Origin of the sequence: Tropicimonas marinistellae (assembly GCF_001509585.1) — a bacterium.
GTDB lineage: Bacteria > Pseudomonadota > Alphaproteobacteria > Rhodobacterales > Rhodobacteraceae > Tropicimonas > Tropicimonas marinistellae.
Genome location: NZ_LNCI01000010.1, coordinates 35,157 through 57,873, shown reverse-complemented (window position 1 = coordinate 57,873; position 22,717 = coordinate 35,157). Strand labels below are relative to the sequence as shown.

Here is a 22,717-nt window from a genome sequence, read left to right as displayed (position 1 = left end):
TCCTTAAACGCTGAGCGATGCAGCTTCGCATGCGAGCGCTTCAATGCCGGCCCAGTCACCGGCTGCGACCATTTCCTTTGGAGCGACCCAGCTTCCGCCAACACAGATGGTGTTCGACAGGGACAGGTAATCCGCGGCGTTCGACGGAGACACGCCGCCTGTGGGACAGAAGCTGATCTGTGGAATGGGTGCGCCGATGCCCTTGAGGGCGGGAGCGCCGCCCGAGGCTTCGGCCGGAAAGAACTTCAGCACGCTGTATCCGCGTTCCAGCAGGCGCATGGCCTCGCTCGCAGTGGCCGCGCCGGGCAGCAACGGCAAGTCGGCGTCTTCGCAGGCTTGCAGCAAAGTGTCGGTGGCGCCAGGGGAGACGCCAAAGCGGGCACCGGCCTCCTTGGCCGCGGCGACGTCCTGGGGGGTGAGCAATGTGCCTGCTCCAACCACACCGCCCTCGACCTTGGCCATCTCGCGGATCGCATCGAGCGCGGCAGGCGTGCGCAGTGTCACCTCCAGGGCTGGCAGGCCGCCCGCGACCAGGGCTTCGGCAAGGGGCCGGGCCGTCGTGGCATCGTCGATCACCAGCACCGGTACGACCGGTGCCAGCCTGCAGATCTCCGCGGTCTTCTTGCTTGCGTCTTGTGGGGTCATCGCTTCGTCCTTCAGTGGCCGGAGCGGGGTGTGCCTCGCCTCCGGAAGGGGTATTGGCCGATACGGCGCTCAGGCTCGCACGGTGCGGGTTTTCGCCGCCGATACCTGGGGGCAGGTGTCGCGCGCAGTGAGAGCCCGAACTGGAATATTAGTCAAGCGGGTCTTTGCCGCAGGAAGGCCCTACAATATTGCACAGGCGCCATCTGTGGCGGGGCCGGCGGCTTTTCGGAAGGTCTCGAAGAGGTCGCGGCCCAGCCCATGGCCATTTGCAGCCAGATCGGCGACGACGGCGGTTCGCTGGTCGAAGTCTGGCTCCAGCACGTCCAGCGTGCCGGCAGTCGCGTCCACACGTACGCGGTCTCCGTCGCGTACCTTCGCAATCGGCCCGCCTGACACTGCTTCGGGTGTGACGTGGATCGCCGCCGGCACCTTGCCGGACGCGCCTGACATCCGACCATCGGTTACCAGCGCGACCTTCAACCCACGGTCCTGTAACACCGCGAGTGTCGGGGTCAGACCGTGCAACTCCGGCATGCCGTTGGCACCAGGACCCTGGAAGCGCACGATGACCACGGTATCCTCGGTGAATTCACCCGCCTTGAACGCGGCCTTGACCGAATCCTGATCGTGGAACACGCGCGCGGGGGCCTCGATTACATGGCGCTCCGGCGCGACGGCGGAGACCTTCATGACGCCGTGACCCAACGACCCCTTGAGTTGCTTCAACCCGCCGGTCGGCTGGAAAGGCGTGGCTGCCGGCCGCAGGATCTTCTCGTTCTGGCTGATGCCGGTGCCCGGTTCCCAAACCAACGCTCCATCGCGCAGCTTGGGCTCTTGCGTGTAGAGTTCCATACCGTCGCCGGCCACGGTGCGGGTGTCCGGATGCAGCAGGCCCGCGCCGAGAAGCTCGCCGATCATGAACCCCAGGCCGCCCGCCGCGTGGAAGTGGTTCACGTCTGCCAAACCGTTTGGATAGACCTTTGCCAGCAGCGGTGTGACCTCCGACAGGTCTGCGAAATCCTCCAGCGCCAGCCGGATGCCCGCGGCGCGCGCCATCGCTGGCAGGTGCAGAACGAGGTTCGTAGAACCTCCGGTCGCCATCAGTCCGACGATGCCGTTGACGAACGCGCGCTCGTCCAGCACCTCGCCCACAGGGGTGAAGGCGTTGCCGAGCGCGGTGATCTCGGCGGCGCGCTTGGTCCCGGCAGTTGTCAGGGCGTCGCGAAGGGGCGTGTTTGGTGTGACAAAGCTTGCGCCCGGAAGGTGAAGCCCCATGAACTCCATCAGCATCTGGTTGGTATTCGCGGTGCCGTAGAACGTACAGGTCCCGGGACCGTGGTAGGAGGCCATCTCGGCTTCCATCAACTTGTCACGACCGACCTCTCCGGTGGCGAATTGCTGGCGCACCTTGGCCTTCTCGTCGTTCGGCAGGCCGCTGGTCATCGGGCCAGCCGGCACGAACACCGCGGGCAGGTGCGAGAAACTGGCCGCGGCCATGATCAAGCCCGGCACGATCTTGTCGCAGACGCCGAGAAAGAGCGCGCTGTCAAACGTATTGTGGCTGAGCGCCACGGCGGCGCTCATGGCGATCACGTCGCGGGAGAAGAGGCTCAGTTCCATGCCGGTTTGGCCCTGGGTGACGCCATCGCACATCGCTGGCACGCCGCCCGCGACCTGTGCGGTTGCGCCCGCCTCCCGTGCGGCGGCGCGGATGATATCGGGGTAGCGCTCGAAGGGTTGATGCGCCGAGAGCATGTCATTGTAGGCGGTCACGATGCCGATATTGGGGGCGCGTCCACCCGCGAGCGCGGCCTTGTCCTCGCCCATCGCGGCATAGGCGTGAGCCTGGTTGCCACAGGTCAGATGGGCCCGCGCCGGGCCTGCTTCGGCGGCGGCGCGCATTCGATCCAGATAGGATTGGCGGCTGTCGCGGCTTCGCTCCGCAATGCGGTCGGTGACGCGGGCGACCGTGGGGTTGAGTGCCATGGGACTCTCTCCTTCGCTGATGCCGGCGACATAGCAGGTTAGCGCTAACAGATCAAATCTGCCGCACGTCCGGCTTGTCGTGGTCAGCATGCACGCTTCGGTGCCGATTGTCCTGCGAAAACGCGGCAGTGGATTGGGGAATCGGTGCGCGCTCGGGCTTCCCCCGGTCGTTGTGAGCAGGTAGGTCTCTCGCCATGACAGACGCCAAAACCACCGAGTTGCCCACCGTCCGCTTACGGCCCAAAGCGGAGGCGCGCGCGATCCGCCACGGATTTCCGTGGGTTTATTCCGATGAACTCGTCACGGATCGCCGAACGCGTGCGCTCCGGGCGGGTACGATTGCGCGGCTGGAAGATGCCGAACGGCGGGCCCTGGGCCTTGTGGCGATGAACACCGGGTCGCGGATCATCGCGCGCATGCTGGACAGGGACGCGGAGGCCGACATTGGCCCGGCATGGTTCGATGCGCGTCTCTCCCGCGCTTTGGAATTGCGAGAGCGGCTCTTCGATGCACCCTATTACCGGCTGATCCACGCGGAAGCGGACGGATTGCCAGGCGTCGTGGTGGACCGTTTCGGCGATGCCGCGGTGATTCAGCCGAATGCCGCATGGGCGGAGGAACGCCTTGACGACATCGCAGCAGCATTGATGCGCATCACCGGTGTCACGACCGTTATCAAAAACGGTACGGGGCGGGCCCGTGGCCTTGAAGGGTTGCCAGAGGAGACCCGTCTGCTTGCCGGTGCGCTTGACGGCCCCGTTCCTGTTCCGATGAACGGGGCAACATATCTGGCGGATCTGCTTGGCGGGCAGAAAACCGGGCTCTTCTACGATCAGCGCCCGAACCACGCCTTCGCCGCGCGATTGGCAGAGGGGGCTCGAGTGCTCGATGTCTTCTCACATGTGGGCGGTTTCGGGTTGGCCGCGCTAGCCGCCGGTGCCGCGAGCGCGCTTTGCGTGGATGGTTCTCAGGCCGCGCTGGATCTCGCGGCGGACGGAGCACGCGCGAGTGGCACTATCGAGCGGTTCGACGCGCGGAAGGGCGACGCCTTCGCGGTGATGGAAGCCCTGGCGGACGACGGCGCGCAATTCGACCTCGTCGTCTGTGATCCACCCGCCTTCGCCCCATCGAAGAAGGCGCTTGATGCTGGGCTCCGGGCCTACGAGCGCGTCGCCCGGCTTGCAGCGCCGCTGGTGGCGCCTGGCGGGTATCTCGGGCTCTGCTCCTGTTCTCATGCGGCCGATCTCACGCGGTTCCGCAATGCCTCGGCACGCGGTATCGGGCGCGGCGGACGGCGCGGGCAATTGTTGCACACGGGCTTTGCCGGGCCGGACCATCCGATGCTGCCGCAATTGGCCGAGAGCGGCTATCTCAAGGCGTTGTTCTTCCGGCTCGCTCCGTAATGCGCGTTTTGATCGACGCCTGCGTGCTCTATCCTACGGTGATGCGGGAGGTGGTGCTGGGCGCGGCGCGGCAGGGACTTTTCCAACCGCTCTGGTCCGAGCGACTGCTTGAGGAGTGGGCGCGCGCCGCAGCCCGCCGCGGCCCGGTCGACGAGGTGCAGGCGCGCGGAGAGGTCGCGTTGGTTCGAGCCGCCTGGCCAGAGGCATGCGTGACCCCTCGCGCGGGCGATATGGCGCGGATCTGGCTACCGGACCCGAACGATGTCCATGTGCTTGCCGCCGCCATCGCCGGTTCCGCCGACCTCATCCTGACAAGCAACGCCAAGGATTTCCCGCGCAATGTGCTGCGCGAGGAGGGGCTCGACAGGCGCGACCCTGACGGGTTTCTGCATGATCTCTGGCTTGCGCACCCCGAGAAGGTCGCGGCGGCGGCGCGCGAGGTGCTTTTGCAGGCGCAACAAATGGATGATGTGCCACACGAAATGCGTCCGCTGTTGAAGAAGGCGCGCCTGCCTCGGCTGGCCAAGGCACTGTCGTCCTGACTGCGCACTGGCTGTCACGCTCATGCCCGGCCCGCGACGCGACAGGGGGCATTCCGGCCTATTGAATGAGGCGATCCACCACGCTGGGCAGGGCATCGAAATGCTCCAACAGCGCGTCTGGCTCTAGCGCTGCCACCTTGCGCCCGTCCGGACCGAACGTGACCATGACGCAGGGCACGCCACAGGCGCGGGCGGTGTCGCGGTCGGTCACGGTATCGCCGACGAGAAGCGACCGTGCCACCTGACCGCCCGCGCGGTCGACGGCGGCGCGATAGGGGGCCGGGTCCGGTTTGCGCACCGGCAGCGTGTCCGCACCCACAAGGGAAGCAAATGCCGAACGCACACCGAGCCGTTGCAATAACACCTCGGCGAGACCCTCTGGCTTGTTCGTGCACATTCCAATTGCAAAGCCTGCCTGCCGGAGCGTTTCGACAGCTGCCATCGCACCGGGATAAAGCCGCGTGTGGGTGTCGATCTGTGCACCGTAGCGCTCAAGAAACGGCTGGTACTGAGCGTCCACCCGCACCTCAAGATCATCCGCCCCAAGTCTTTCAAACCCCAAACGGAGCATTGCCCGACCACCGCGAAACGCGGTGGCCGCATCCGCTCGAGGGTCGAGTTGCGGTCCGTGCCCGAGCGCCTCGAAACAGCCGTTCGCTGCTGCGATCAAGTCACCGCTGGTATCGGCCAATGTACCGTCGAGATCGAAGATTACCGTGCGCATGTCGCTCCTCTCGGCGTGCCTTCGCCGCTCCATGTTTCACCCTGTCACGGCTTGTGACGCGCGCGCCCCTTGCGGCGCGCGGGGCCTCGCGTATTACGGGGGCAGGTTGAAGCAAAGAGCAGTGCAGATGTCCACCAGTCTCGTCATCCTCGCCGCCGGCCAGGGAAGCCGGATGAAATCCGATTTGCCCAAGGTTCTTCACAAGGTCGCCGGCGCACCGCTGCTGCACCATGCGATGCGGGCCGGTTCGGCGCTGGAACCCGCGCGAACGGTGGTGGTGACCGGACACGGGGCCGGTTTGGTGGCTGACGCCGCGCGGGCATTCGACCCCGATGCAGAGGTCGTTTTGCAGGAAGAACAGCTCGGAACCGCCCACGCGGTGGATCAGGCGCGCGACGCGCTCGCCGGCATGTCGGGCGATGTCATCGTCCTCTACGGCGACACGCCCTTCATTAGGCCGGAGACCTTATCGGCAATGGTGGCAGCGCGTGCCGCGCATGCGGTCGTGGTGCTTGGGTTCGAGGCGGCGAATCCGGGGCGCTACGGGCGCCTCGTGATGGCGGATGACATTTTGGAGCGGATCGTCGAGTTCAAGGATGCGACGGATGAAGAGCGATCCATAACATTCTGCAATTCAGGCGTTATTTGCGCAGACGTCGGTTTGCTCTTTGACCTGATCGCGGAAGTTGGAAACAAGAACGCCTCCGGTGAATACTACCTGACCGATGTGGTGGAGCAAGCGCGTCTGCGGGGGTTGCCGGTAACGGCGGTTGCCTGTGAAGAAGCCGAAACGCTGGGGGTCAATTCCCGGGCCGACCTCGCCGCTGCGGAGGCGGCGTTTCAGGCCAGTGCACGCCATGCAGCGTTGGAAGACGGCGTCACGCTACAAGCGCCCGAAACCGTTTTCTTTGCCTTCGACACCGTTGTGGGGCGCGATGCCGTGATCGAGCCCAACGTGGTCTTCGGCCCTGGCGTCACAGTGGAAACCGGCGCGGTGATCCGCGCGTTCTGCCATTTGGAGGGTTGCCACGTCGCACGTGGAGCGGTGGTCGGCCCCTATGCGCGGTTGCGCCCGGGCGCTGAACTTGCGGAGCACGTTCGCGTCGGTAATTTCTGCGAGGTGAAGAACGCGCAGATCGACACGGGCGCGAAGGTAAATCACCTGACCTATATCGGCGACGCGTCCATCGGGGCGGGCACCAATATCGGCGCGGGAACCATCACCTGCAATTACGACGGGGTTTTCAAGCATCACACGGAGATCGGTGCGGGCGCTTTCATCGGGTCCAACACGATGCTGGTTGCGCCGGTTTCGGTTGGGGACGAGGCGATGACCGCTTCCGGGTCCGTTGTGACCTCCGATGTTCCTGCGGGTGCGCTGGCCGTTGCCCGCGGGCGGCAGGTGAACAAGCCGGATTTGGCACGCCGGATGATGGAGCGACTGTGGGCGGCAAAGAAAAAGCTCACCGAGGGGAAAAGCTGATGTGCGGAATCGTCGGGGTTCTGGGAAATCACGAAGCGGCGCCGTTGCTTGTCGAGGCGCTGAAACGGCTGGAATACCGTGGATACGACAGTGCGGGGATTGCGACCGTGAACGACGGCGCGCTGGACCGGCGGCGCGCGGTGGGCAAGCTTGTGAACCTTTCTGACCTGCTGGTGCATGAGCCACTGGCTGGCAAGGCCGGGATTGGTCACACCCGCTGGGCCACCCACGGCGCGCCGAACGTGGCCAATGCGCATCCGCACCGGGCCGGGCCGGTCGCCGTCGTCCACAACGGCATTATCGAGAATTTCCGTGAGTTGCGCGCCGAACTGGCAAGGGCCGGACTGCACTTCGAAACGGAGACGGACACCGAAACCATCGCGCTTCTGGTGCAGCACATGTTGAACCAGGGCATGACGCCCCGCGACGCGGCGTCGGCGGCGATAGGCCGGCTGGAGGGGGCCTTTGCGCTGGCTCTCTTGTTCGACGGTGAGGACGATCTGATGATCGCCGCGCGAAAGGGTTCGCCGCTGGCCATTGGTCACGGGAAAGGCGAGGTGTTTGTCGGCTCCGATGCCATGGCGCTGGCCCCGATGACCGACCAGATCACGTACCTGGAAGAAGGTGATTGGGCCTATCTGACCCGAGAGCACGTGGAAATTCGCGACGCTTCCGGAACGCTGGTGAACCGCCCGGTGCAGACGGTCAATATCGACCTGGCGCAGGTCGAAAAGGGCGGGCATCGGCACTTCATGGCCAAGGAAATCGCCGAGCAACCAACAGTGCTTGGGGATGCACTGGCACATTACCTGCGCGGCGAGGGGATCGAACTGCCCGGTCCGGGGCTCGATTTCAATGATTTCGACCGACTCGTCATGGTGGCCTGTGGCACGGCGAATTATGCCTGCGTCGTCGCGAAATACTGGTTCGAGCAACTTGCTGGCATATCGGTGGAGGTCGATATTGCCAGCGAGTTCCGCTACCGCGAACCTCCGATCCCACCGCGCAGCCTGGCGCTTTTTGTCAGTCAGTCGGGTGAGACCGCCGATACGTTGGCGGCCTTGCGTTATTGCGAGGGCAAAGCGCAACGGATTGCAGCGGTGGTCAATGTGACCGAAAGCTCGATCGCGCGGGAAAGCGATCTGGTGTTGCCAATCCGGGCCGGCACGGAGATCGGCGTGGCCTCGACGAAAGCCTTCACATGCCAGCTCACGGTGTTGTTCCTGTTGGCATTGAAGGCGGCACATGACCGTGGGCGCCTGGACGGCGAGGAACTGGACGCGCACTTGACCGCCCTGCGGCGCATCCCGGGTTTGCTGAACACCGCCCTTGCGCAGTCCGATCAGATTGCGACGGTTGCCAAGCCTGTTTCGGAGGCGCGCGACGTGCTTTTCCTCGGGCGTGGCGCGATGTTTCCCCTGGCCATGGAGGGGGCGCTTAAACTGAAGGAAATCAGTTATATACATGCGGAAGGTTATGCGTCGGGTGAGCTGAAACATGGGCCGATCGCGCTGGTTGACAAGACTGTGCCGGTCATCGTCATGGCGCCCTCGGATCACCTGTTCGACAAGACGGTCTCCAACATGCAGGAAGTCATGGCGCGCGGCGGGAAGGTGCTGTTGATTACCGATGCAAGGGGAGCGAAGGCGGCGGGTGAGGACTGCTGGAAGGTCCTCGTGATGCCGGAAGTGGCGGCCCTGCTCGCGCCGATCCTTTATGCACTACCAGCGCAATTGCTGGCCTATCACGCCGCCGTGGCAAAGGGGACGGATGTCGACCAGCCGCGGAACCTGGCGAAATCGGTGACCGTGGAGTAACTTGGCGCCTGATTCACCCGGAATCCGGCGCGACCAAGAGTATGGGAAAGAGCCACGCTTCACCGCTATGCAAGTGGGGCGCTTTCCAAGCTGTCGGTCGTTTTTCGGCCTTGTGTGGAGCGTAGCATCTTCAGGCGCGTTTTCACGATGGTATTGTGTGTACCTTCCACAACCAGCGAGTCTTGCGCGGGTTCTGGACTTGGCGCGAGAGAATTTTCCTTGAGCTCCTGCAAGGTCTTTTCGGGGCAGATTCCATTCGGTGCCGGAGCAGCGCGCCACGACCCAATCGGTCCCTAGAGATACCGTATGTAGCGCGTCAGTTGGACATCCGTCGGCGAGATCGCGCGGAGCTGCGGTTGGGCGGCGAAGCCACCAATTGCGGCGGAGCGTCTTCCGCTGGTTGATTGGCTGACTGTCGCGGTATCGGAGGCCGCCCGGATTACTCCGTTGGCACCAATTGCGATGCCGTGCCCTGGGTGACACTGTCCTCGACAATCTCTTCTTTGAGATCGGCGCGACCATTGGTCGACATCGGGTTCCTTCGTTCCGATGCAGCGTTCGCACCGTGGCCGCGGCGACGGAAGCGCCGATTTCGAACGCGGATACCAGCGGGTTCACGGTTACTTCCAAAACGAGGCGGTACAAGTGCTCGTCCCTGCACTGGAGGCCGTTGCAGGGTCGGTTGGCGGCGCAGCATTCTGCGCCGCTCGGGTTTTTGACGCACGGTTCCAACCGCTTGGGCCGCGCGCGTCGTCCTGTCCGGGGTCGCGCCAACGCGAGGAGCGCCACGAAGGTTTGAACGTCAGACGCGCAGCAGTGTCTTGATTGCGCGGCGCTCGTCCATTGCCTTGTAGCCTTCCGCCACTTGCGCCAGAGGCAGATTCAGGTCGAAGACGCGTCCGGGTTCGATCTCGGCCTTCAGCACCTTGTTCATCAGGTCCGGCAGGTAGCGACGCACCGGTGCAGGACCTCCGAAGAGGCGTTTCTGGGCGAAGAAAAGCCCTTCGCCGGAAAAGGTCACCTCATGCGGCACGCCCACGAAGCCGACCGAACCACCGGGGCGGCAGACGCCGAGCGCCTGATCCATGGATTGTTGGAGACCAACGCATTCGAGCACTGCGTCGGCACCGATGCCGCCGGTCAGTTCCAGCACCTCGGAAATCCCTTCCTCGCCACGGGACGCGACGATATCGGTTGCGCCGTAGTCGCGGGCGAGCTGCTGGCGGGACTTGTGGCGGCTCATGGCGATGATCCGTTCTGCACCCATCAACCGCGCCGAAAGCACCGCCATCAGGCCCACGGCGCCGTCGCCGACGATCACGGCAGTGGAGCCTTCCTTCACGCCCGCCGCCTCGGCGGCGTAATAACCCGTGCCCAGCACGTCCGAAGTCGCCAGCATGTGCGGGATCTGCTCCGGCGTCGGCATCTCTTCCGTCGGCACGAGCGTGCCATCGGCCAGCGGCACGCGCGCGTAGGGCGCCTGAGCACCGGTCATAAACTCGCGCTGCTCGCAGGAGGACGGATAGCCAAAGCGGCAATGCGGGCACGTATTGTCGGAGAGAACGAAGGACCCGACGACGAATTGGCCGGGCCGGATATTTCGCACTTCGCGTCCAACCTCGACGACGACGCCGCAATATTCGTGCCCCATGTGCATGGGCTCGTCGAAAGGCTGGGCGCCGCGATAGGGCCAGAGGTCGGAGCCGCAGATGCAAGTGGCCGAGAGCGCAATGATCGCATCGGTCGGGTGAAGGATCTTCGGATCGTCGACGCGCTCGTAGCGGACATCGCCGGGGGCATGCATGAGGGTTGCGTACATTTCGTGTTCCTTGATGGGTCAGGCAAGGCGCAATTGGCGCTCTGCGGGATGGATGAAGAGAACGGTGAGGGTCAGCCCGATGCCGCACATGGCGCCGGCCCAGGCGAAGACGGCACCGATCTGGTGGGCGAGCCCTTCCGCAGCCGGAACGCCCGGGAGAGCCGCTCCGGTGAAAACGACAACGAGGATGCCCAGCCCGAGCGAGCCGCCGAGTTGATGCGCTGCATTCACCAGCCCCGACGCGGCCCCCTGATCCTCGTCGCGCACATCCTGCACGCCGAACTGCGTCAGCGGACCAAGACCGGCACCGTTGCCGATTCCGATCAGGATCATGGGCAGGGCGAGGTCGGGCAGATAGCGGGCATGCGCGCCGGCAGCCGAGAGCCAGAGCAGTCCCAAGCCCATGCACAGGAAGGCAACCGCCAGAACGGGCGCGCTTCCGAGCCGCGCGGTAAACCACGGCAGGATGAGGGCCGCCGCGAATGTCACCATCGTCATTGGAAGAAAACCGAGACCGGCTTGAACCGGGCTGAACCCGAGCGCGCCCTGCATGAGTTGCGTACCGAAGTAGAAGAACGCGACAGCCGCGCCAATGAACAGCATTCTACCAAGATAGGCAGCCGCACGTGTTTTGCTCCGGAACAGGCCGAGCGGAAGTAGCGGCGCGGCGGCGCGTGCCTCGTGCCAGAGAAAGCCAGCCAGCAGGCAAGTTGCGAGAGCCATAGCCGCGAGCGTGCCTGGATCCGCCCAGCCGTCCTTTGCAGACCGCACAATGCCATAGATCAGCGCGCCCATACCGATTGTCGATGTGACGGCGCCAACCAAGTCCGCCCGCCCGTGGCGACGGGCGGTCTCATCGATTCCGTTGTGGGTCGCGCACAACAGCAGGAGTCCGATCGGCACGTTTATCAGGAAGCCAAGTCGCCAGGTCAGAAGCCCGGCGAAAAGGCCTCCGAGCACGAGTCCCAGGCTAGCTCCTGCGCCTGCGACCATCGAATACCAGGCGAGCGCCCGCGACCGGGCGTGGCCTTCGGGGAAAGTTGTGGAGAGAAGGGCGAGCACCGAGGGGGCCAGGATTGCCGCACCAAGACCCTGAAACGCCCTGGCGCCGATCAGCATTGCCGGCCCCTGTGCGCAACCGACGCCCAGCGATGCAACGGTGAACGTCGCGATCCCGGCCTGAAGCATACATTTGCGCCCGAACAGGTCGCCCAGACGCGCCGCCACCAAGAGGAACCCGCCAAAGCAAAGCAGGTAGGCATTGTGAACCCAGGAAAGAGCGATTGGGCCAAGATCCATGCTGCGCCCGATTTCCGGTAGCCCGGTGAAGATGATCGAGAGGTCAAGAACGATCATCAGGTACCCCGTCAGCAAGACGGTCAGGACCAGATTCGGGTTGGGTGCTTTCGGCTCTCGCATTGCCGTATTTACGCTTTCACGCAAGGTAGTCTTCTTCGGCGACCAACTGGAGCCAATCGACCGGCGATCCGTTCTCCCGTTCCTGCACGGCAACGTGGCTCATGGCGTGACTGGCGGTGGCCCCGTGCCAGTGCTTCTCCCCAGGGTCGAACCAGATGGTGTCTCCGGCATGGATCACGCGTTTTGGTGCGCCTTCGGCCTGTACCCATCCCTGACCAGAAATCACGATGAGGAGTTGTCCGCGCGGATGGGTGTGCCACGCTGTGCGGGCACCCGGTTCGAAGCTCACGAGAGCCGCCGTCGCGGTGGATGGCTCCGGCATCGAGAATAAATTGTCTATCCGCACCTGACCGGAGAAGGTTGCGTCCGATCCGGCCACCGAAGGTTGGTCGCTCGCGCTCAGGACCTTCATCGTGTTTCCTTTCAGCTCCGACACAGCGTTCCTCTGCGTCTCACCAGAGAGATAGAATGCAACTCCCTTCCGGATTAGAGATGAATTTCCTATCGTGCCTATATCGTGAATTCATAAATCAGCCGGAGACCTGCCGAATGGCCCTGCGTCGGGACGAACTGGGCGACCTTATGGCGTTTCTCGCCGTTGCGGAGGAGAGAAGCTTCACCCGCGCTGCCGCGCGACTTGGAACGTCGCAAAGCGCGCTGAGCCATGTCGTGCGGCGCTTGGAGGAGCGCTTGGAGATCCGGCTTCTGACGCGGACTACGCGGAACGTCGCACCGACGGAGGCGGGGGCGCAACTGGCCGAAACACTCGCCCCGGCATTCGAAACCATAGAAACGCGTCTGGCTGAACTCGACACGCTGCGCAGCCAGCCCAGCGGAACGATACGGATTACCACGAGCCGACATGCCGCGCGCGAAATCCTGATGCCGGCCGTCATCGGCTTGATGGCTGAGTATCCCAGCCTCAACATCGAGATCAGTGTCGAGCAGCGGCTTGTGGATATTGCGCGCGAAGGTTTCGATGCCGGCGTACGCCTTGGTGAGGAGGTCGAGAAGGATATGGTCGCAATCCGTATCGGACCGGATTTGCGAATGGTTGTTGCTGGCAGCCCGGCGTATTTCGAACGCCACCCGATCCCGAAGACGCCGCGCGACCTGACAGGGCACAATTGCATAAACCTGCGCTTGCCGACGTTGGGCGGCCTCTATGCCTGGGAGTTCGAGATGGACGGTCGGCCATTGAATGTTCGGGTCGAAGGGCAGTTCACCTGCAATGACCCCGATCTTCTGGTCGCGACAGCGCTGGCCGGGGAAGGGCTGGTCTGCCTGCCCGACGATCACCTGCAAGAATTGGTCGGGCGAGGTCAGCTCGTCGCTTGTCTGGAAGACTGGTGCCCGCCGTTTCCTGGCTATCACCTTTACTTCCCCAGCCGCCGCCAGCGTCTGCCGTCGTTTCGATTGTTGGCAGACGCATTGCGGTATCGGGGTGGCGGCGCCGTCGAAGGCACGAATGCCGATTGACCGTGTTTCGACCGGACGGAGCGTCCGTGCGGTGTGGAACGCGTCGCGAGATGAGAAGAGGACAACGCTCTGACGGACCAAAGGTTCGTGCTCTTTCGATACGCGGCCCCGGGATCTATCCGGCGTTCGCGCCTCCGGTAACGTGAGAACGACACGTGACAAACAGCACGACGGATGAAGATGTGCTGCGGGGCCAATTCCGACCGACGATCCCTTCTGCCCGACCGAACCGGGTGCGCATTGGTTCGCGTGGAGCCCCCCTTGTGGGTCGCTCCCGAGGTTTCTCATCGGGTTGCGGGATAAACAGCAACCAGAGCGGTCGCACCTAACAAAAGTCAATGCGGGCAGTCGGGCGGCGCTTCATAGCTATGCGAGAAGCAACCAATGCCGCCGGAACCGAATGCTGCCGCAAAAGGAAAAAGCACCCCTTGATACGCTGCCGACGCGTGGAGTCCGGTTGGCTATTATCGCGGTATTTCTACTCGCCTTGATGCTTCAAGCGATCAATCCGGTTCGTGGGCTAGCCCAACAGGACGGCACGTTGATCGAAATCTGCAGCGAATTCGGCGTGGCCAAGGTGCGTGTCGACGCCGAAGGCAACATCGTTGAGACCAGTGGCACACCCTGTCCGAAATGCGAGGACTGCGCCTTGTGCTGTGCAGATGTGGCAAGCGCTGCACCGAATGCGGGCACGTTGCACTCTCCTATCGACCTGCCGTCGATCGAACCTGCGCGGGTACGCACCTCGGATACCGAAAACCCGGCCCAGTTCTGGGCGGACAACCGTGGACCTCCCGTCCGCACCCCAATCGAAATAGGCCCGGCAATGGAACTTTTCATGGCGTCGCCCTGGATTGAAGGGAGGACACCATGGACGTGAAGCGCATCTTTGCCGGCTGGGTGTTCGCCCTTGGACTCACGATCTCTGTCGTCTGCCTCGCCGCCGACAGGGCAAATGCGGAAACGCTCTCCAGCTTTCTGCCACAACTCGACGCATCTGAGTTTCATCCCGATGCCGATTCCTTCGGCCCAGTCCGGGATGACGTTCCGGTGGCGCCGCTCCTGCGAGACGGTGAAACCCTGGCGTGGGCGTTCCTGACGTCGGACTTTGTCGGCACCACCGGATACTCTGGAAAGCCCATCCATGTCGTCGCGGCCATCGACGCCGACGCGGTCTTGACCGGCGTGCAGCTGGTCAAGCATTCGGAGCCAATCGTGCTGATCGGCATTCCCGACAGCAAGGTGAAGGCTCTCACGCATTCCTACGCCGGTCTGAATCTGAAAGCCGAAGCCGCCGCCGGTGGCTCGGCACATGACCTTGATATTATCTCGGGTGCAACCGTCACGATCATGGTGATCGATGATTCCATCGTCCGAGGCGGAATCAAGGTCGCACGGGCGCTCGGGTTGGGCGGACTGGCGCCAGAAGTCACGGGACCGCGGCGGGAACTGGACCGTTCGCTCACGGAAACAGCCTCCTGGAAGGTCCTGTCAGGGGACGGGTCCATCCGACGGTTGACCCTCGATGTCGGCCAGGTGAATGCCGCGTTCGAGGCGACCGGCGATCCCCGCGCTATCAAACGGCCCGAGAAGGGCGCGCCGGACGACACGTTCATCGACATGCACATGGCGCTGGTGTCGGTGCCGTCTATCGGCCGCAGCCTGTTGGGCGACAACGAGTTCGCCAACCTGACCGAATGGTTGGAAGAAGGCGAACATGCCATCCTCGTGCTCGGGCGCGGCAGCTATTCTTTCAAGGGTTCGGGCTACGTTCGGGGCGGAATCTTCGATCGGATCCAGCTGATTCAGGGCGACACGTCGGTGCGCTTCTTCGACAAGCAGCACAAGCGTCTCGGAGATCTGGCGGCACCGGACGGGCCGAGCTTCACGGAACTGGACATCTTTCGCATTCCGGCCGATGCCGGCTTCGACCCCGCCGAACCGTTCCGGCTGCAATTGCTGGTCCAGCGCGCCGTGGGCGCGGTAGAGAAAACCTTCCTGACATTCGATCTGGGCTACAAGCTGCCGGAACGGTTTCTGGTTCCGTTGCCGACGCCGCGGATCGTCGACAATGCGGACGACGAGGCATCTGCCAAATCGGCGCTCTGGCAGCGGATCTGGAAAGACAAGATACCCGAGATTGCTGTGCTCGGCGCCATGCTGCTGGTCCTCACGGCGACCTTCTTCTTCCAGTTCCAGGCGACGATGAACGCCCGCGTGTTCTACTGGTTCCGCATCGGTTTCCTGACCATGTCGCTGGTCTTCATCGGCTGGTACGCGAATGCGCAGCTTTCGGTGGTCAACCTGATGGCACTGGCTGGGCAGATGAGGGAGGGCTTTACCTGGGACGCCTTCCTGATGGACCCGCTGGTCTTCATCCAGTGGTTCGCCGTCGCCGCTGCGCTGCTCTTCTGGGGCCGTGGCGCCTATTGCGGCTGGCTCTGCCCGTTTGGCGCGCTGCAAGAACTGACCAATCAGATCGCCCGCTACCTGAAGGTGCCGCAATGGGAGCTGCCATGGGGGCTGCATGAGCGCCTTTGGCCGATCAAATACATGATCTTCCTCGGCCTGTTCGGGGTGTCGCTGGCCTCGATCCCGATGGCGGAGCAGCTTGCCGAGGTAGAGCCCTTCAAGACCGTGATCATCCTGAAATTTGTCCGCGACTGGCCCTTCGTGATCTTCGCCGTAACGCTGCTTGTTGCTGGTCTCTTCGTCGAGCGTTTCTATTGCCGCTATCTCTGCCCGCTGGGCGGTGCGCTGGCGATCCCGGCGCGCATGCGGATGTTCGACTGGCTGCGGCGCTACAAGGAATGCGGTTCGCCCTGCCAGACCTGCGCCAACGAATGCCCGGTTCAGGCGATCCATCCAACTGGTGAGATCAACCCGAACGAATGCGTGAACTGCCTGCACTGCCAGGTGCTCTACCAGTCACGCGTAAAATGCCCCGTTGTCATCAAACAGATGAAGCGGCGCGAAAAGGTCGGCACGCCACTCGCCCAGCCGCCGGCCAACCACCCCAACGCAATCAAGACCACAGGAACCTGAAGGAGGGGACGCACATGTCCGAGAAGATGAAACAACTGGCGATGACGCGCCGCGGAATGCTGGGAGCGACTGCGACCGGTGCCGTGCTGGCCTCGACCGGGATCGGCGCGACACTCGGGACAGCAACGCCGGCCCGGGCCCAGTCTGGCACGGTCCACCTGGAACCGGGCGAATTGGACGACTACTACGGCTTCTGGTCCTCGGGGCAAACGGGCGAGTTGCGCATTCTTGGCGTACCGTCCATGCGCGAGCTGATGCGAGTGCCGGTCTTCAACCGCTGCTCGGCCACCGGCTGGGGTCAGACCAACGAAAGCCTCAAGGTACTGACCGAGGGCCTGACGGAAGAAACCAAGAAGTATCTCGCCGCCAACGGAAAGGTCACCTATGACAATGGGGACCTGCACCATCCGCACATGTCCTTCACGGACGGCACCTACGATGGTCGCTACCTGTTCATGAACGACAAGGCCAATACGCGCGTGGCTCGCGTGCGCTGCGACGTGATGAAGTGTGACAAGATCCTCGAGATCCCGAACGCGCATGACATCCACGGCCTGCGTCCGCAGAAGTACCCGCGCACAGGCTATGTCTTCGCCAACGGCGAGCACGAGGCGCCGCTGGTCAATGATGGCTCGATCCTCGACAAACCGGAGGAATACACGAACATCTACACTGCCATCGACGGCGACACGATGGAGATCGCCTGGCAGGTGATTGTTTCGGGCAACCTCGACAACACAGATTGCGACTACCAGGGCAAATACGCCTTCTCGACCTCTTACAACTCGGAAATGGGCATGAACCTGGCCGAGATGACGGCAAACGAGATGGATCACGTCGTCGTCTTCAATCTCAAGGAGATCGAGGCCGGCATTGCCGCTGGCGACTATCAGGAGCTCAATGGCGTCAAGGTGATCGACGGCCGCAAGGGGCAGAACAAGAACTACACCCGTTACATCCCGATCCCGAACTCGCCGCATGGGATCAACACCGCGCCCGATGGCAAGCATGTTTGCATTAACGGCAAGCTGTCACCCACGGTGTCGGTGATGGATGTCGAGAAGCTGGATGCCGTGTTCTACGATGGCGCGGAGCCGCGTTCCTGTATCGTTGCGGAACCGCAACTGGGCCTCGGGCCGCTCCATACCGCCTATGACGGGCAGGGCAACGCGTTCACGACGCTCTTCCTCGACAGCCAGGCAGTGAAGTGGAACATCGAGACGGCGATCGAGCAGTACAACGGCGCCGACGTGGACCCGATCATCGAGAAGATCGACGTGCACTACCAGCCGGGCCACAACTCGACCTCGATGGGCGAGACCAAGGAAGCTGACGGCAAGTGGCTGATCTCGATGAACAAGTTTTCCAAGGACCGGTTCCTGAATACCGGCCCGCTCAAGCCGGAGAACGAACAGCTCATCGACATCTCGGGCGGTTCCATGAAGCTCGTCCACGACGGACCGACCTTTGCCGAGCCGCACGACTCGATCATCGTCCGCCGTGACATCGTGAACCCGGCCAACAATTGGGAACGCGACGACCCCATGTGGGAAGAAGCCCGCATGCAGGCCGAGGCCGACGGCGTGGACCTGGACTGGGGTCACGAGGAAATAATCCGCGACGGCAACAAGGTGCGGGTCTACATGTCCTCCGTGGCGCCGGAGTTCTCAATGGAGAAATTCACGGTCAAACAGGGCGACGAGGTGACGATCTACGTCACCAACATGGATGACATTGACGACCTGACTCACGGCTTCTGCCTCGCCAACTTCGGCATTGCCATGGAGGTTGCGCCGCAGGCCACTGCCTCGATCACCTTCGTGGCCGACCGTCCGGGCGTGCACTGGTACTATTGCCAGTGGTTCTGCCACGCGCTCCACATGGAGATGCGCGGCCGGATGTTCGTCGAGCCTCGGGCGACCTGAGCCATGCGGTTGCTCTGGGTCATACCTCTCTTTCTTGCCGCGCCGCTCTGGGCGGCCGAGTGGGACGTGCCGGTGCGGCCCGGAGCGATTGCCGACACCCTGGCACGGGCAACGGAGGGCGATGTCCTGCGCCTGCAGCCCGGCCACTATCGGGAAACCGTCGAGCTGGCCTTTCCGGTCACGCTTGACGGAGGCGGAACGGCTATCCTCGACGGGCAGGGGACAGGGAGCGTTGTCACGGTTACGGGCGCCGATGTGACCGTGACCGGGCTCACGATCATCGGTTCCGGTTCCTCTCACGAGGAGATCGATTCCGGAATAAAACTCACCAAGGGCGCGACGCGCGCCCGGGTGCAGGACAACATCCTGGAGGGGAACCTTTACGGGATCGACATTCACGGAGCACGCGATGCTGTGGTTGCCGACAACACGATCATCGGACGAACCGACCGGCGAATGAACGACCGCGGCAACGGTGTCTATGTTTGGAACGCGCCTGGCGCGATCGTGGACGGCAACGACATGCGCCTCGGCCGCGACGGCATCTTCGTGAACTCGTCCAAGAAGAACATATTCCGGAACAATACCTTCCGGGATCTTCGTTTCGCGGTTCATTACATGTACGCCAACCAGTCGGAGGTGACGGGCAACGTCTCCATTGGCAACGACCTTGGCTACGCCGTGATGTTTTCCAAGCGGGTGAAGGTCGCGAACAACGTTTCCATTGGTGACCGCGAGCACGGCGTGATGATGAACTACGCCAACTACAGCGAGATCACCGGCAACTACGTGCGGGGGACGGAGCAGAAATGCGCGTTCCTGTACAACTCGAACAAAAACACCTTCGTCGGCAACCATTTCGAGGGATGCGGGATCGGCATCCATTTCACCGCCGGGTCCGACGGCAACCGGATCCTTGGGAACGCCTTCGTCGGCAACCGGACGCAGGTGAAGTACGTCTCCACTCGCTGGGTGGAATGGTCCGAGGACGGGCAGGGGAACTACTGGAGCGATTTCGCCGCGTATGACCTGAACGGCGACGGGATCGCCGACATGCCGTATCGCCCCAATGACAGCGTAGACCACGTGCTCTGGACCCAGCCCGCGGCGAAACTCCTGCTTGGTTCGCCGGCAGTACAACTTGTCCGCTGGTCGCAATCGGCCTTCCCGGCGCTCTTGCCGGGCGGCGTGATAGACAGCCATCCGCTGATGCAGCCACACGACATCGACGTGACCTCTCTGGAGGGACTGAATGACTGAAATTCTCTCGATCAAGAACGCATCCAAGATGCGTGGCAAGCAACTCGCTCTGGACGGCGTGTCGCTGGCCTTGGCGCCGGGCGAGCGCGTGGCATTGCTGGGCCACAACGGCGCTGGGAAATCGACTCTGATGAAACTGGTTCTTGGGCTGACGCCACTGTCAAACGGCCATATCAGTGTCGCCGGTGCGGCGCCCGGAACCAACGCGGCGCGTCTCGCAACGGCCTTCCTTCCGGAGGCCGTCAGTTTTCACAAGTCACTCACGGGACGCGACCAGCTGTCGTTGTTCGCGCGGCTTGCCGGCGTCGGAACGGCGCCGGTGGTCGGTCTTCTGGAACGCGTCGGCCTGGCAGATGCCGCGGACAGGAAGATCGGTACCTATTCCAAGGGCATGCGCCAACGGCTCGGTCTGGCGCAAGTGCTGCTGGGAAAGCCCGCCTTGGCGCTTCTCGACGAACCGACAAGCGGTCTCGATCCGATATCGCGGCTGGAACTCTATGCCATTATCGACGAATTGGCGGAGCAGGGTACTGCCGTACTCGTGGCGTCCCATGCGCTGACCGAGGTCGAGGCCCGAACCGACCGCATTGCCATTCTTCGCAAGGGAAGGCTTGTTGCCGACGACACGCTGGCAAGCTTGTCGCAGCGTGCTGGCCTACCGACGAAGCTGCGCATTCGCGCCCGAAACGGGCAGGCGGACAGAATTGCCGCAGATACCGGCGGGCGTCGGATCAACGGTGCCTCGGTCGAGCTGAGCTGTGCGCCGGAAAGGAAGATGGCCGCGCTTCGCCGCTTCGCTGCGATGGCCGATGCCGTCGAGGACATCGAGATGACGCCGCCGCGGTTGGAAGACCTCTACCGCCACTACGCTCAGGAGGACGGGGCATGATTGGACGATCCCTGGCCATCGCGCGCACCGAGTTGCTCATCGCGTTGCGCAACCGCTGGCTGTTTCTCGCCACGCTCATCATGCTGCTTTTCGCCCTCGCGCTGACCTTTGCCGGGAGTGCACCGACCGGAACGCTTGGCGTTGATCGCCTCACGGTTGCCGTGGCCTCCATGACGACCCTTTCGGTCTATCTCGCACCCTTGCTCGCGCTCATGATGAGCTTCGACTCGATTGCGGGTGAAGCCGACCGCGGAAGCCTGTCGTTGCTTCTGTCCTACCCGGCAGGTCGCGGCGAGATCTTGGGCGGTAAGTTCGTCGCGCATTTGGCTGCACTCGCTTTCGCCATCTTCGTCGGCTTCGGCGCAGCCGGAACGGTCGCAGGTATCACGGACGGGGTTTCTTCCGAAAGCGTGTTGGCGCTGCTGAGATTGATCGGCACGTCGATCCTGCTTGGTGGCGTTTTTCTGGCGTTCGGTTACATGCTTTCGGCGCTCGCGGGCAGCCCGGCTGCGGCCGCAGGTCTCTCTGCGGCGGTATGGCTGGTCTTCGTGGTGCTGTTCGATCTGGGCCTGCTCGGCGCCGTGGTCATGGATTCCGGCGGCTACTTCACTCAGCATGTGTTCCCCTGGGTCCTTGCTGCGAACCCGGCCGACGCCTTTCGCCTGTGGAACGTTGCCGCGTCTCCGGATGTCGCTCTGGCCACCGGAATGGCCGGCGCGGCCGCCGGCCTTCCGAACTGGGTCGCGCCGGCGTCGCTCTGCTTCTGGCCGCTCGCGGGCTTCGTCCTCGCGCGGGCCGCATTTCGGAGGTTGGAACCATGAGGTATCTCGCTGTCGTACTTCTGCTGCTCCTTCCGTCCTGCAAAGAGGAGGCCGTGGAAATACCGGATCCGACGCCGATGACCGACACAGCGTTGAGCCATTTTTGCCAGATGAACGTTGCTGAGCATGGTGGACCGAAGGGGCAGGTCCATCTCGACGGTTATCCGGCGCCGATCTTCTTTGCGCAGGTCCGCGATCTGGTGGCGTATCTCAAGAGCCCCGAACGCGATGCCGACATCCTCGCAATCTATGTCAGCGACATGGGCGTTGCGGCGTCCTGGGCCGAGCCCGGAGCCGAGAACTGGATAGCGGCCGAAACGGCGCAATTTGTCGTGGGGGCAGGTGTGGCCGGCGGGATGGGCGCGCCGGAAATCGTGCCGTTTGCTCAGCCGGCCGCCGCGCAGGATTTCGTTGAACGGTATGGCGGTGCCGCAATGTCGCTCGACGCAATTCCCGACGACGCCGCCATTGGCGCGGTCGATCTGGATCAGGAACTGGAGCACCCCGCATGAGAAACCATCTGTCCCGCCGACGTTTCCTTGCCATTGCGGCATCTGCCATGGCCAGTCCGGCGCTGGCCGGGTCGCAGTCCGCGCACTGGCAGGGAACAGCGCTCGGTGCCGGCGCGAGCATGCGGCTGGAGGGCGTTGCGCACGGCCGGGCGGCATCGGTCTTTTCCGCCGTCGAGGCGGAACTGCGCCGGTTGGAGGGGATCTTCAGCATCCATGATGCCGGCTCGTCGCTCGCACGTCTGAACCGTGACGGGCGGCTCGATCATCCTCCCGCCGAGATGCTTGAACTCCTGGGCCTTGCGGGACGGATAAACGACGTCACCGACGGCGCCTTTGATCCGACCGTCCAGCCGCTCTGGGTATTGCACGCGCAAAGTGCCGCGGTCGGAAGGTTGCCGGCACGCGTGGATGTGTCGGACGCTATTCGGCGAACGGGGTGGGAGAAGCTGCGGTTTGATACCCGTCAGATCGTGTTTTCCCGCCCCGGCATGGCGATGACGCTCAACGGGATCGCACAGGGATACATCACCGATCGCATCGCGGCGCATTTGCAGGCCCAAGGGCTGACGGATGTGCTCATCGATATGGGGGAAATCGCGGCCAGAGGTGCGCGCCCCGATGGATCTGCCTGGATCGCTGGCGTTGCGCGGCCCGATGGCCGGATCGTCCAAAGAGTGCGCCTGAAGGATCGGGCGCTGGCCACGTCCGCGCCCACCGGTACGCTTCTCGATGCACGCGGGGAGGTCGGGCATATCATTGATCCGGCAAACGGCCTGCCGGTTGCGCGGCACCAACTCGTTTCGGTGAGTGCCGGACAGGCCGCCCTTGCAGATGGCTTGTCGACGGCTTGCTGTCTCTTGCCGATCAACGACGCGCTCCGGGCGATTGCGGCATTCCCCACGGCGAAACTGGAGTCGATGATCTGACTGCGTCCGGCGGGTTGTGCCA

General features: G+C 63.5%; 19 protein-coding genes. 13 read left to right on the top strand and 6 right to left on the bottom strand.

The genetic code is table 11. The features are described 5' to 3' along the window. Positions 1 to 3: 3 nt before the first annotated feature. Positions 4 to 645 carry a bifunctional 4-hydroxy-2-oxoglutarate aldolase/2-dehydro-3-deoxy-phosphogluconate aldolase gene (locus ARC39_RS19770; protein ID WP_068116859.1) on the bottom strand — a complete coding sequence of 214 codons (642 nt, stop codon included), beginning with the start codon at positions 643 to 645 and terminating at the stop codon, positions 4 to 6. A gap of 180 nt (positions 646 to 825) precedes the next feature. After that, entirely contained in the window at positions 826 to 2,631 is a 1,806-nt protein-coding gene (edd, locus tag ARC39_RS19765) for a phosphogluconate dehydratase (RefSeq protein WP_068116858.1), read from the bottom strand. A gap of 194 nt (positions 2,632 to 2,825) precedes the next feature. Between edd and ARC39_RS19760 the strand changes: the two genes are divergently transcribed. Continuing rightward, the gene (locus ARC39_RS19760) at positions 2,826 to 4,034 is read left to right on the top strand and encodes an RSP_2647 family RNA methyltransferase (protein ID WP_068116857.1); all 1,209 of its coding nucleotides are present in this window, start codon (positions 2,826 to 2,828) and stop codon (positions 4,032 to 4,034) included. Beyond that, a complete protein-coding gene (locus ARC39_RS19755; RefSeq protein ID WP_068116856.1) occupies positions 4,034 to 4,576 on the top strand; it encodes an RSP_2648 family PIN domain-containing protein in 543 nt (180 codons plus the stop codon). Before ARC39_RS19760 ends, ARC39_RS19755 begins: the two co-directional genes overlap by 1 nt. Positions 4,577 to 4,634: 58 nt before the next feature. Here the strand turns inward: ARC39_RS19755 and ARC39_RS19750 are convergent, their stop codons facing one another. Beyond that, the gene (locus ARC39_RS19750; RefSeq protein WP_068116850.1) at positions 4,635 to 5,300 is read right to left on the bottom strand and encodes an HAD-IA family hydrolase; all 666 of its coding nucleotides are present in this window, start codon (positions 5,298 to 5,300) and stop codon (positions 4,635 to 4,637) included. 127 nt (positions 5,301 to 5,427) lie between these two features. Between ARC39_RS19750 and glmU the strand changes: the two genes are divergently transcribed. Together glmU and glmS are read left to right on the top strand one after the other, a co-directional pair. Continuing rightward, entirely contained in the window at positions 5,428 to 6,783 is a 1,356-nt protein-coding gene (gene glmU / locus ARC39_RS19745) for a bifunctional UDP-N-acetylglucosamine diphosphorylase/glucosamine-1-phosphate N-acetyltransferase GlmU (RefSeq protein WP_068116846.1), read from the top strand. After that, positions 6,783 to 8,600 carry a glutamine--fructose-6-phosphate transaminase (isomerizing) gene (gene glmS / locus ARC39_RS19740; protein WP_068116844.1) on the top strand — a complete coding sequence of 606 codons (1,818 nt, stop codon included), beginning with the start codon at positions 6,783 to 6,785 and terminating at the stop codon, positions 8,598 to 8,600. The genes glmU and glmS overlap by 1 nt, the downstream gene beginning before the upstream one ends. 802 nt (positions 8,601 to 9,402) lie before the next feature. On the opposite strand, the gene ARC39_RS19735 is transcribed toward glmS, so the two are convergent. Genes ARC39_RS19735 through ARC39_RS19725 form a run of 3 tightly spaced genes read right to left on the bottom strand, consistent with a single transcriptional unit; the run spans position 9,403 to position 12,250 of the window. Continuing rightward, positions 9,403 to 10,419, bottom strand: a complete 1,017-nt coding sequence (locus ARC39_RS19735; RefSeq protein ID WP_068116843.1) for a zinc-dependent alcohol dehydrogenase family protein — start codon at positions 10,417 to 10,419, stop codon at positions 9,403 to 9,405. A gap of 18 nt (positions 10,420 to 10,437) precedes the next feature. Then, the gene (locus tag ARC39_RS19730) at positions 10,438 to 11,862 is read right to left on the bottom strand and encodes an MFS transporter (RefSeq protein WP_236545316.1); all 1,425 of its coding nucleotides are present in this window, start codon (positions 11,860 to 11,862) and stop codon (positions 10,438 to 10,440) included. Continuing rightward, positions 11,855 to 12,250 (bottom strand): (R)-mandelonitrile lyase, encoded by a 396-nt coding sequence (locus ARC39_RS19725; RefSeq protein WP_068116841.1) that lies wholly within the window; start codon positions 12,248 to 12,250, stop codon positions 11,855 to 11,857. The genes ARC39_RS19730 and ARC39_RS19725 overlap by 8 nt, the downstream gene beginning before the upstream one ends. Before the next feature lie 137 nt (positions 12,251 to 12,387). Between ARC39_RS19725 and ARC39_RS19720 the strand changes: the two genes are divergently transcribed. The 9 genes from ARC39_RS19720 to ARC39_RS19680 all read left to right on the top strand — a co-directional run bounded on the left by ARC39_RS19720 (position 12,388) and on the right by ARC39_RS19680 (position 22,695). Continuing rightward, the gene (locus tag ARC39_RS19720) at positions 12,388 to 13,317 is read left to right on the top strand and encodes a LysR family transcriptional regulator (RefSeq protein ID WP_161470994.1); all 930 of its coding nucleotides are present in this window, start codon (positions 12,388 to 12,390) and stop codon (positions 13,315 to 13,317) included. A gap of 400 nt (positions 13,318 to 13,717) precedes the next feature. Continuing rightward, positions 13,718 to 14,197, top strand: a complete 480-nt coding sequence (locus ARC39_RS19715; RefSeq protein WP_068116840.1) for a DUF2946 family protein — start codon at positions 13,718 to 13,720, stop codon at positions 14,195 to 14,197. After that, entirely contained in the window at positions 14,188 to 16,362 is a 2,175-nt protein-coding gene (locus tag ARC39_RS19710; protein ID WP_068116839.1) for a NosR/NirI family protein, read from the top strand. The genes ARC39_RS19715 and ARC39_RS19710 overlap by 10 nt, the downstream gene beginning before the upstream one ends. Before the next feature lie 14 nt (positions 16,363 to 16,376). After that, complete coding sequence (gene nosZ / locus ARC39_RS19705; protein ID WP_068116838.1) at positions 16,377 to 18,287, top strand: TAT-dependent nitrous-oxide reductase; 1,911 nt, start codon at positions 16,377 to 16,379, stop codon at positions 18,285 to 18,287. Positions 18,288 to 18,290: 3 nt separating this feature from the next. Further along, on the top strand, positions 18,291 to 19,547 hold the full coding sequence (locus ARC39_RS19700) for a nitrous oxide reductase family maturation protein NosD (protein ID WP_068116834.1): 1,257 nt from the start codon (positions 18,291 to 18,293) through the stop codon (positions 19,545 to 19,547). Continuing rightward, positions 19,540 to 20,436: an ABC transporter ATP-binding protein gene (locus ARC39_RS19695; protein ID WP_068116832.1), complete on the top strand. Its 897-nt coding sequence runs from the start codon at positions 19,540 to 19,542 to the stop codon at positions 20,434 to 20,436. Before ARC39_RS19700 ends, ARC39_RS19695 begins: the two co-directional genes overlap by 8 nt. After that, positions 20,436 to 21,257, top strand: a complete 822-nt coding sequence (locus ARC39_RS19690) for an ABC transporter permease (protein WP_078059377.1) — start codon at positions 20,436 to 20,438, stop codon at positions 21,255 to 21,257. Before ARC39_RS19695 ends, ARC39_RS19690 begins: the two co-directional genes overlap by 1 nt. Next, positions 21,254 to 21,769 carry a nitrous oxide reductase accessory protein NosL gene (locus ARC39_RS19685; RefSeq protein WP_068116828.1) on the top strand — a complete coding sequence of 172 codons (516 nt, stop codon included), beginning with the start codon at positions 21,254 to 21,256 and terminating at the stop codon, positions 21,767 to 21,769. The genes ARC39_RS19690 and ARC39_RS19685 overlap by 4 nt, the downstream gene beginning before the upstream one ends. Next, a complete protein-coding gene (locus tag ARC39_RS19680) occupies positions 21,766 to 22,695 on the top strand; it encodes an FAD:protein FMN transferase (RefSeq protein ID WP_068116827.1) in 930 nt (309 codons plus the stop codon). Before ARC39_RS19685 ends, ARC39_RS19680 begins: the two co-directional genes overlap by 4 nt. Positions 22,696 to 22,717 lie beyond the last annotated feature (22 nt).

What these genes read in the sequence shown, in the direction of transcription:
- ARC39_RS19720 (WP_161470994.1), top strand. Translation starts at nt 12,388, where the DNA reads ATGGCCCTGCGTCGGGACGAACTGGGCGACCTTATGGCGTTTCTCGCC.
- glmS (WP_068116844.1), top strand. Translation starts at nt 6,783, where the DNA reads ATGTGCGGAATCGTCGGGGTTCTGGGAAATCACGAAGCGGCGCCGTTG.
- ARC39_RS19755 (WP_068116856.1), top strand. Translation starts at nt 4,034, where the DNA reads ATGCGCGTTTTGATCGACGCCTGCGTGCTCTATCCTACGGTGATGCGG.
- ARC39_RS19770 (WP_068116859.1), bottom strand. Translation starts at nt 645, where the DNA reads ATGACCCCACAAGACGCAAGCAAGAAGACCGCGGAGATCTGCAGGCTG.
- ARC39_RS19710 (WP_068116839.1), top strand. Translation starts at nt 14,188, where the DNA reads ATGGACGTGAAGCGCATCTTTGCCGGCTGGGTGTTCGCCCTTGGACTC.
- ARC39_RS19700 (WP_068116834.1), top strand. Translation starts at nt 18,291, where the DNA reads ATGCGGTTGCTCTGGGTCATACCTCTCTTTCTTGCCGCGCCGCTCTGG.
- nosZ (WP_068116838.1), top strand. Translation starts at nt 16,377, where the DNA reads ATGTCCGAGAAGATGAAACAACTGGCGATGACGCGCCGCGGAATGCTG.
- ARC39_RS19760 (WP_068116857.1), top strand. Translation starts at nt 2,826, where the DNA reads ATGACAGACGCCAAAACCACCGAGTTGCCCACCGTCCGCTTACGGCCC.
- ARC39_RS19715 (WP_068116840.1), top strand. Translation starts at nt 13,718, where the DNA reads ATGCTGCCGCAAAAGGAAAAAGCACCCCTTGATACGCTGCCGACGCGT.
- ARC39_RS19750 (WP_068116850.1), bottom strand. Translation starts at nt 5,300, where the DNA reads ATGCGCACGGTAATCTTCGATCTCGACGGTACATTGGCCGATACCAGC.
- ARC39_RS19735 (WP_068116843.1), bottom strand. Translation starts at nt 10,419, where the DNA reads ATGTACGCAACCCTCATGCATGCCCCCGGCGATGTCCGCTACGAGCGC.
- ARC39_RS19695 (WP_068116832.1), top strand. Translation starts at nt 19,540, where the DNA reads ATGACTGAAATTCTCTCGATCAAGAACGCATCCAAGATGCGTGGCAAG.
- ARC39_RS19680 (WP_068116827.1), top strand. Translation starts at nt 21,766, where the DNA reads ATGAGAAACCATCTGTCCCGCCGACGTTTCCTTGCCATTGCGGCATCT.
- ARC39_RS19725 (WP_068116841.1), bottom strand. Translation starts at nt 12,250, where the DNA reads ATGAAGGTCCTGAGCGCGAGCGACCAACCTTCGGTGGCCGGATCGGAC.
- ARC39_RS19685 (WP_068116828.1), top strand. Translation starts at nt 21,254, where the DNA reads ATGAGGTATCTCGCTGTCGTACTTCTGCTGCTCCTTCCGTCCTGCAAA.
- glmU (WP_068116846.1), top strand. Translation starts at nt 5,428, where the DNA reads ATGTCCACCAGTCTCGTCATCCTCGCCGCCGGCCAGGGAAGCCGGATG.
- edd (WP_068116858.1), bottom strand. Translation starts at nt 2,631, where the DNA reads ATGGCACTCAACCCCACGGTCGCCCGCGTCACCGACCGCATTGCGGAG.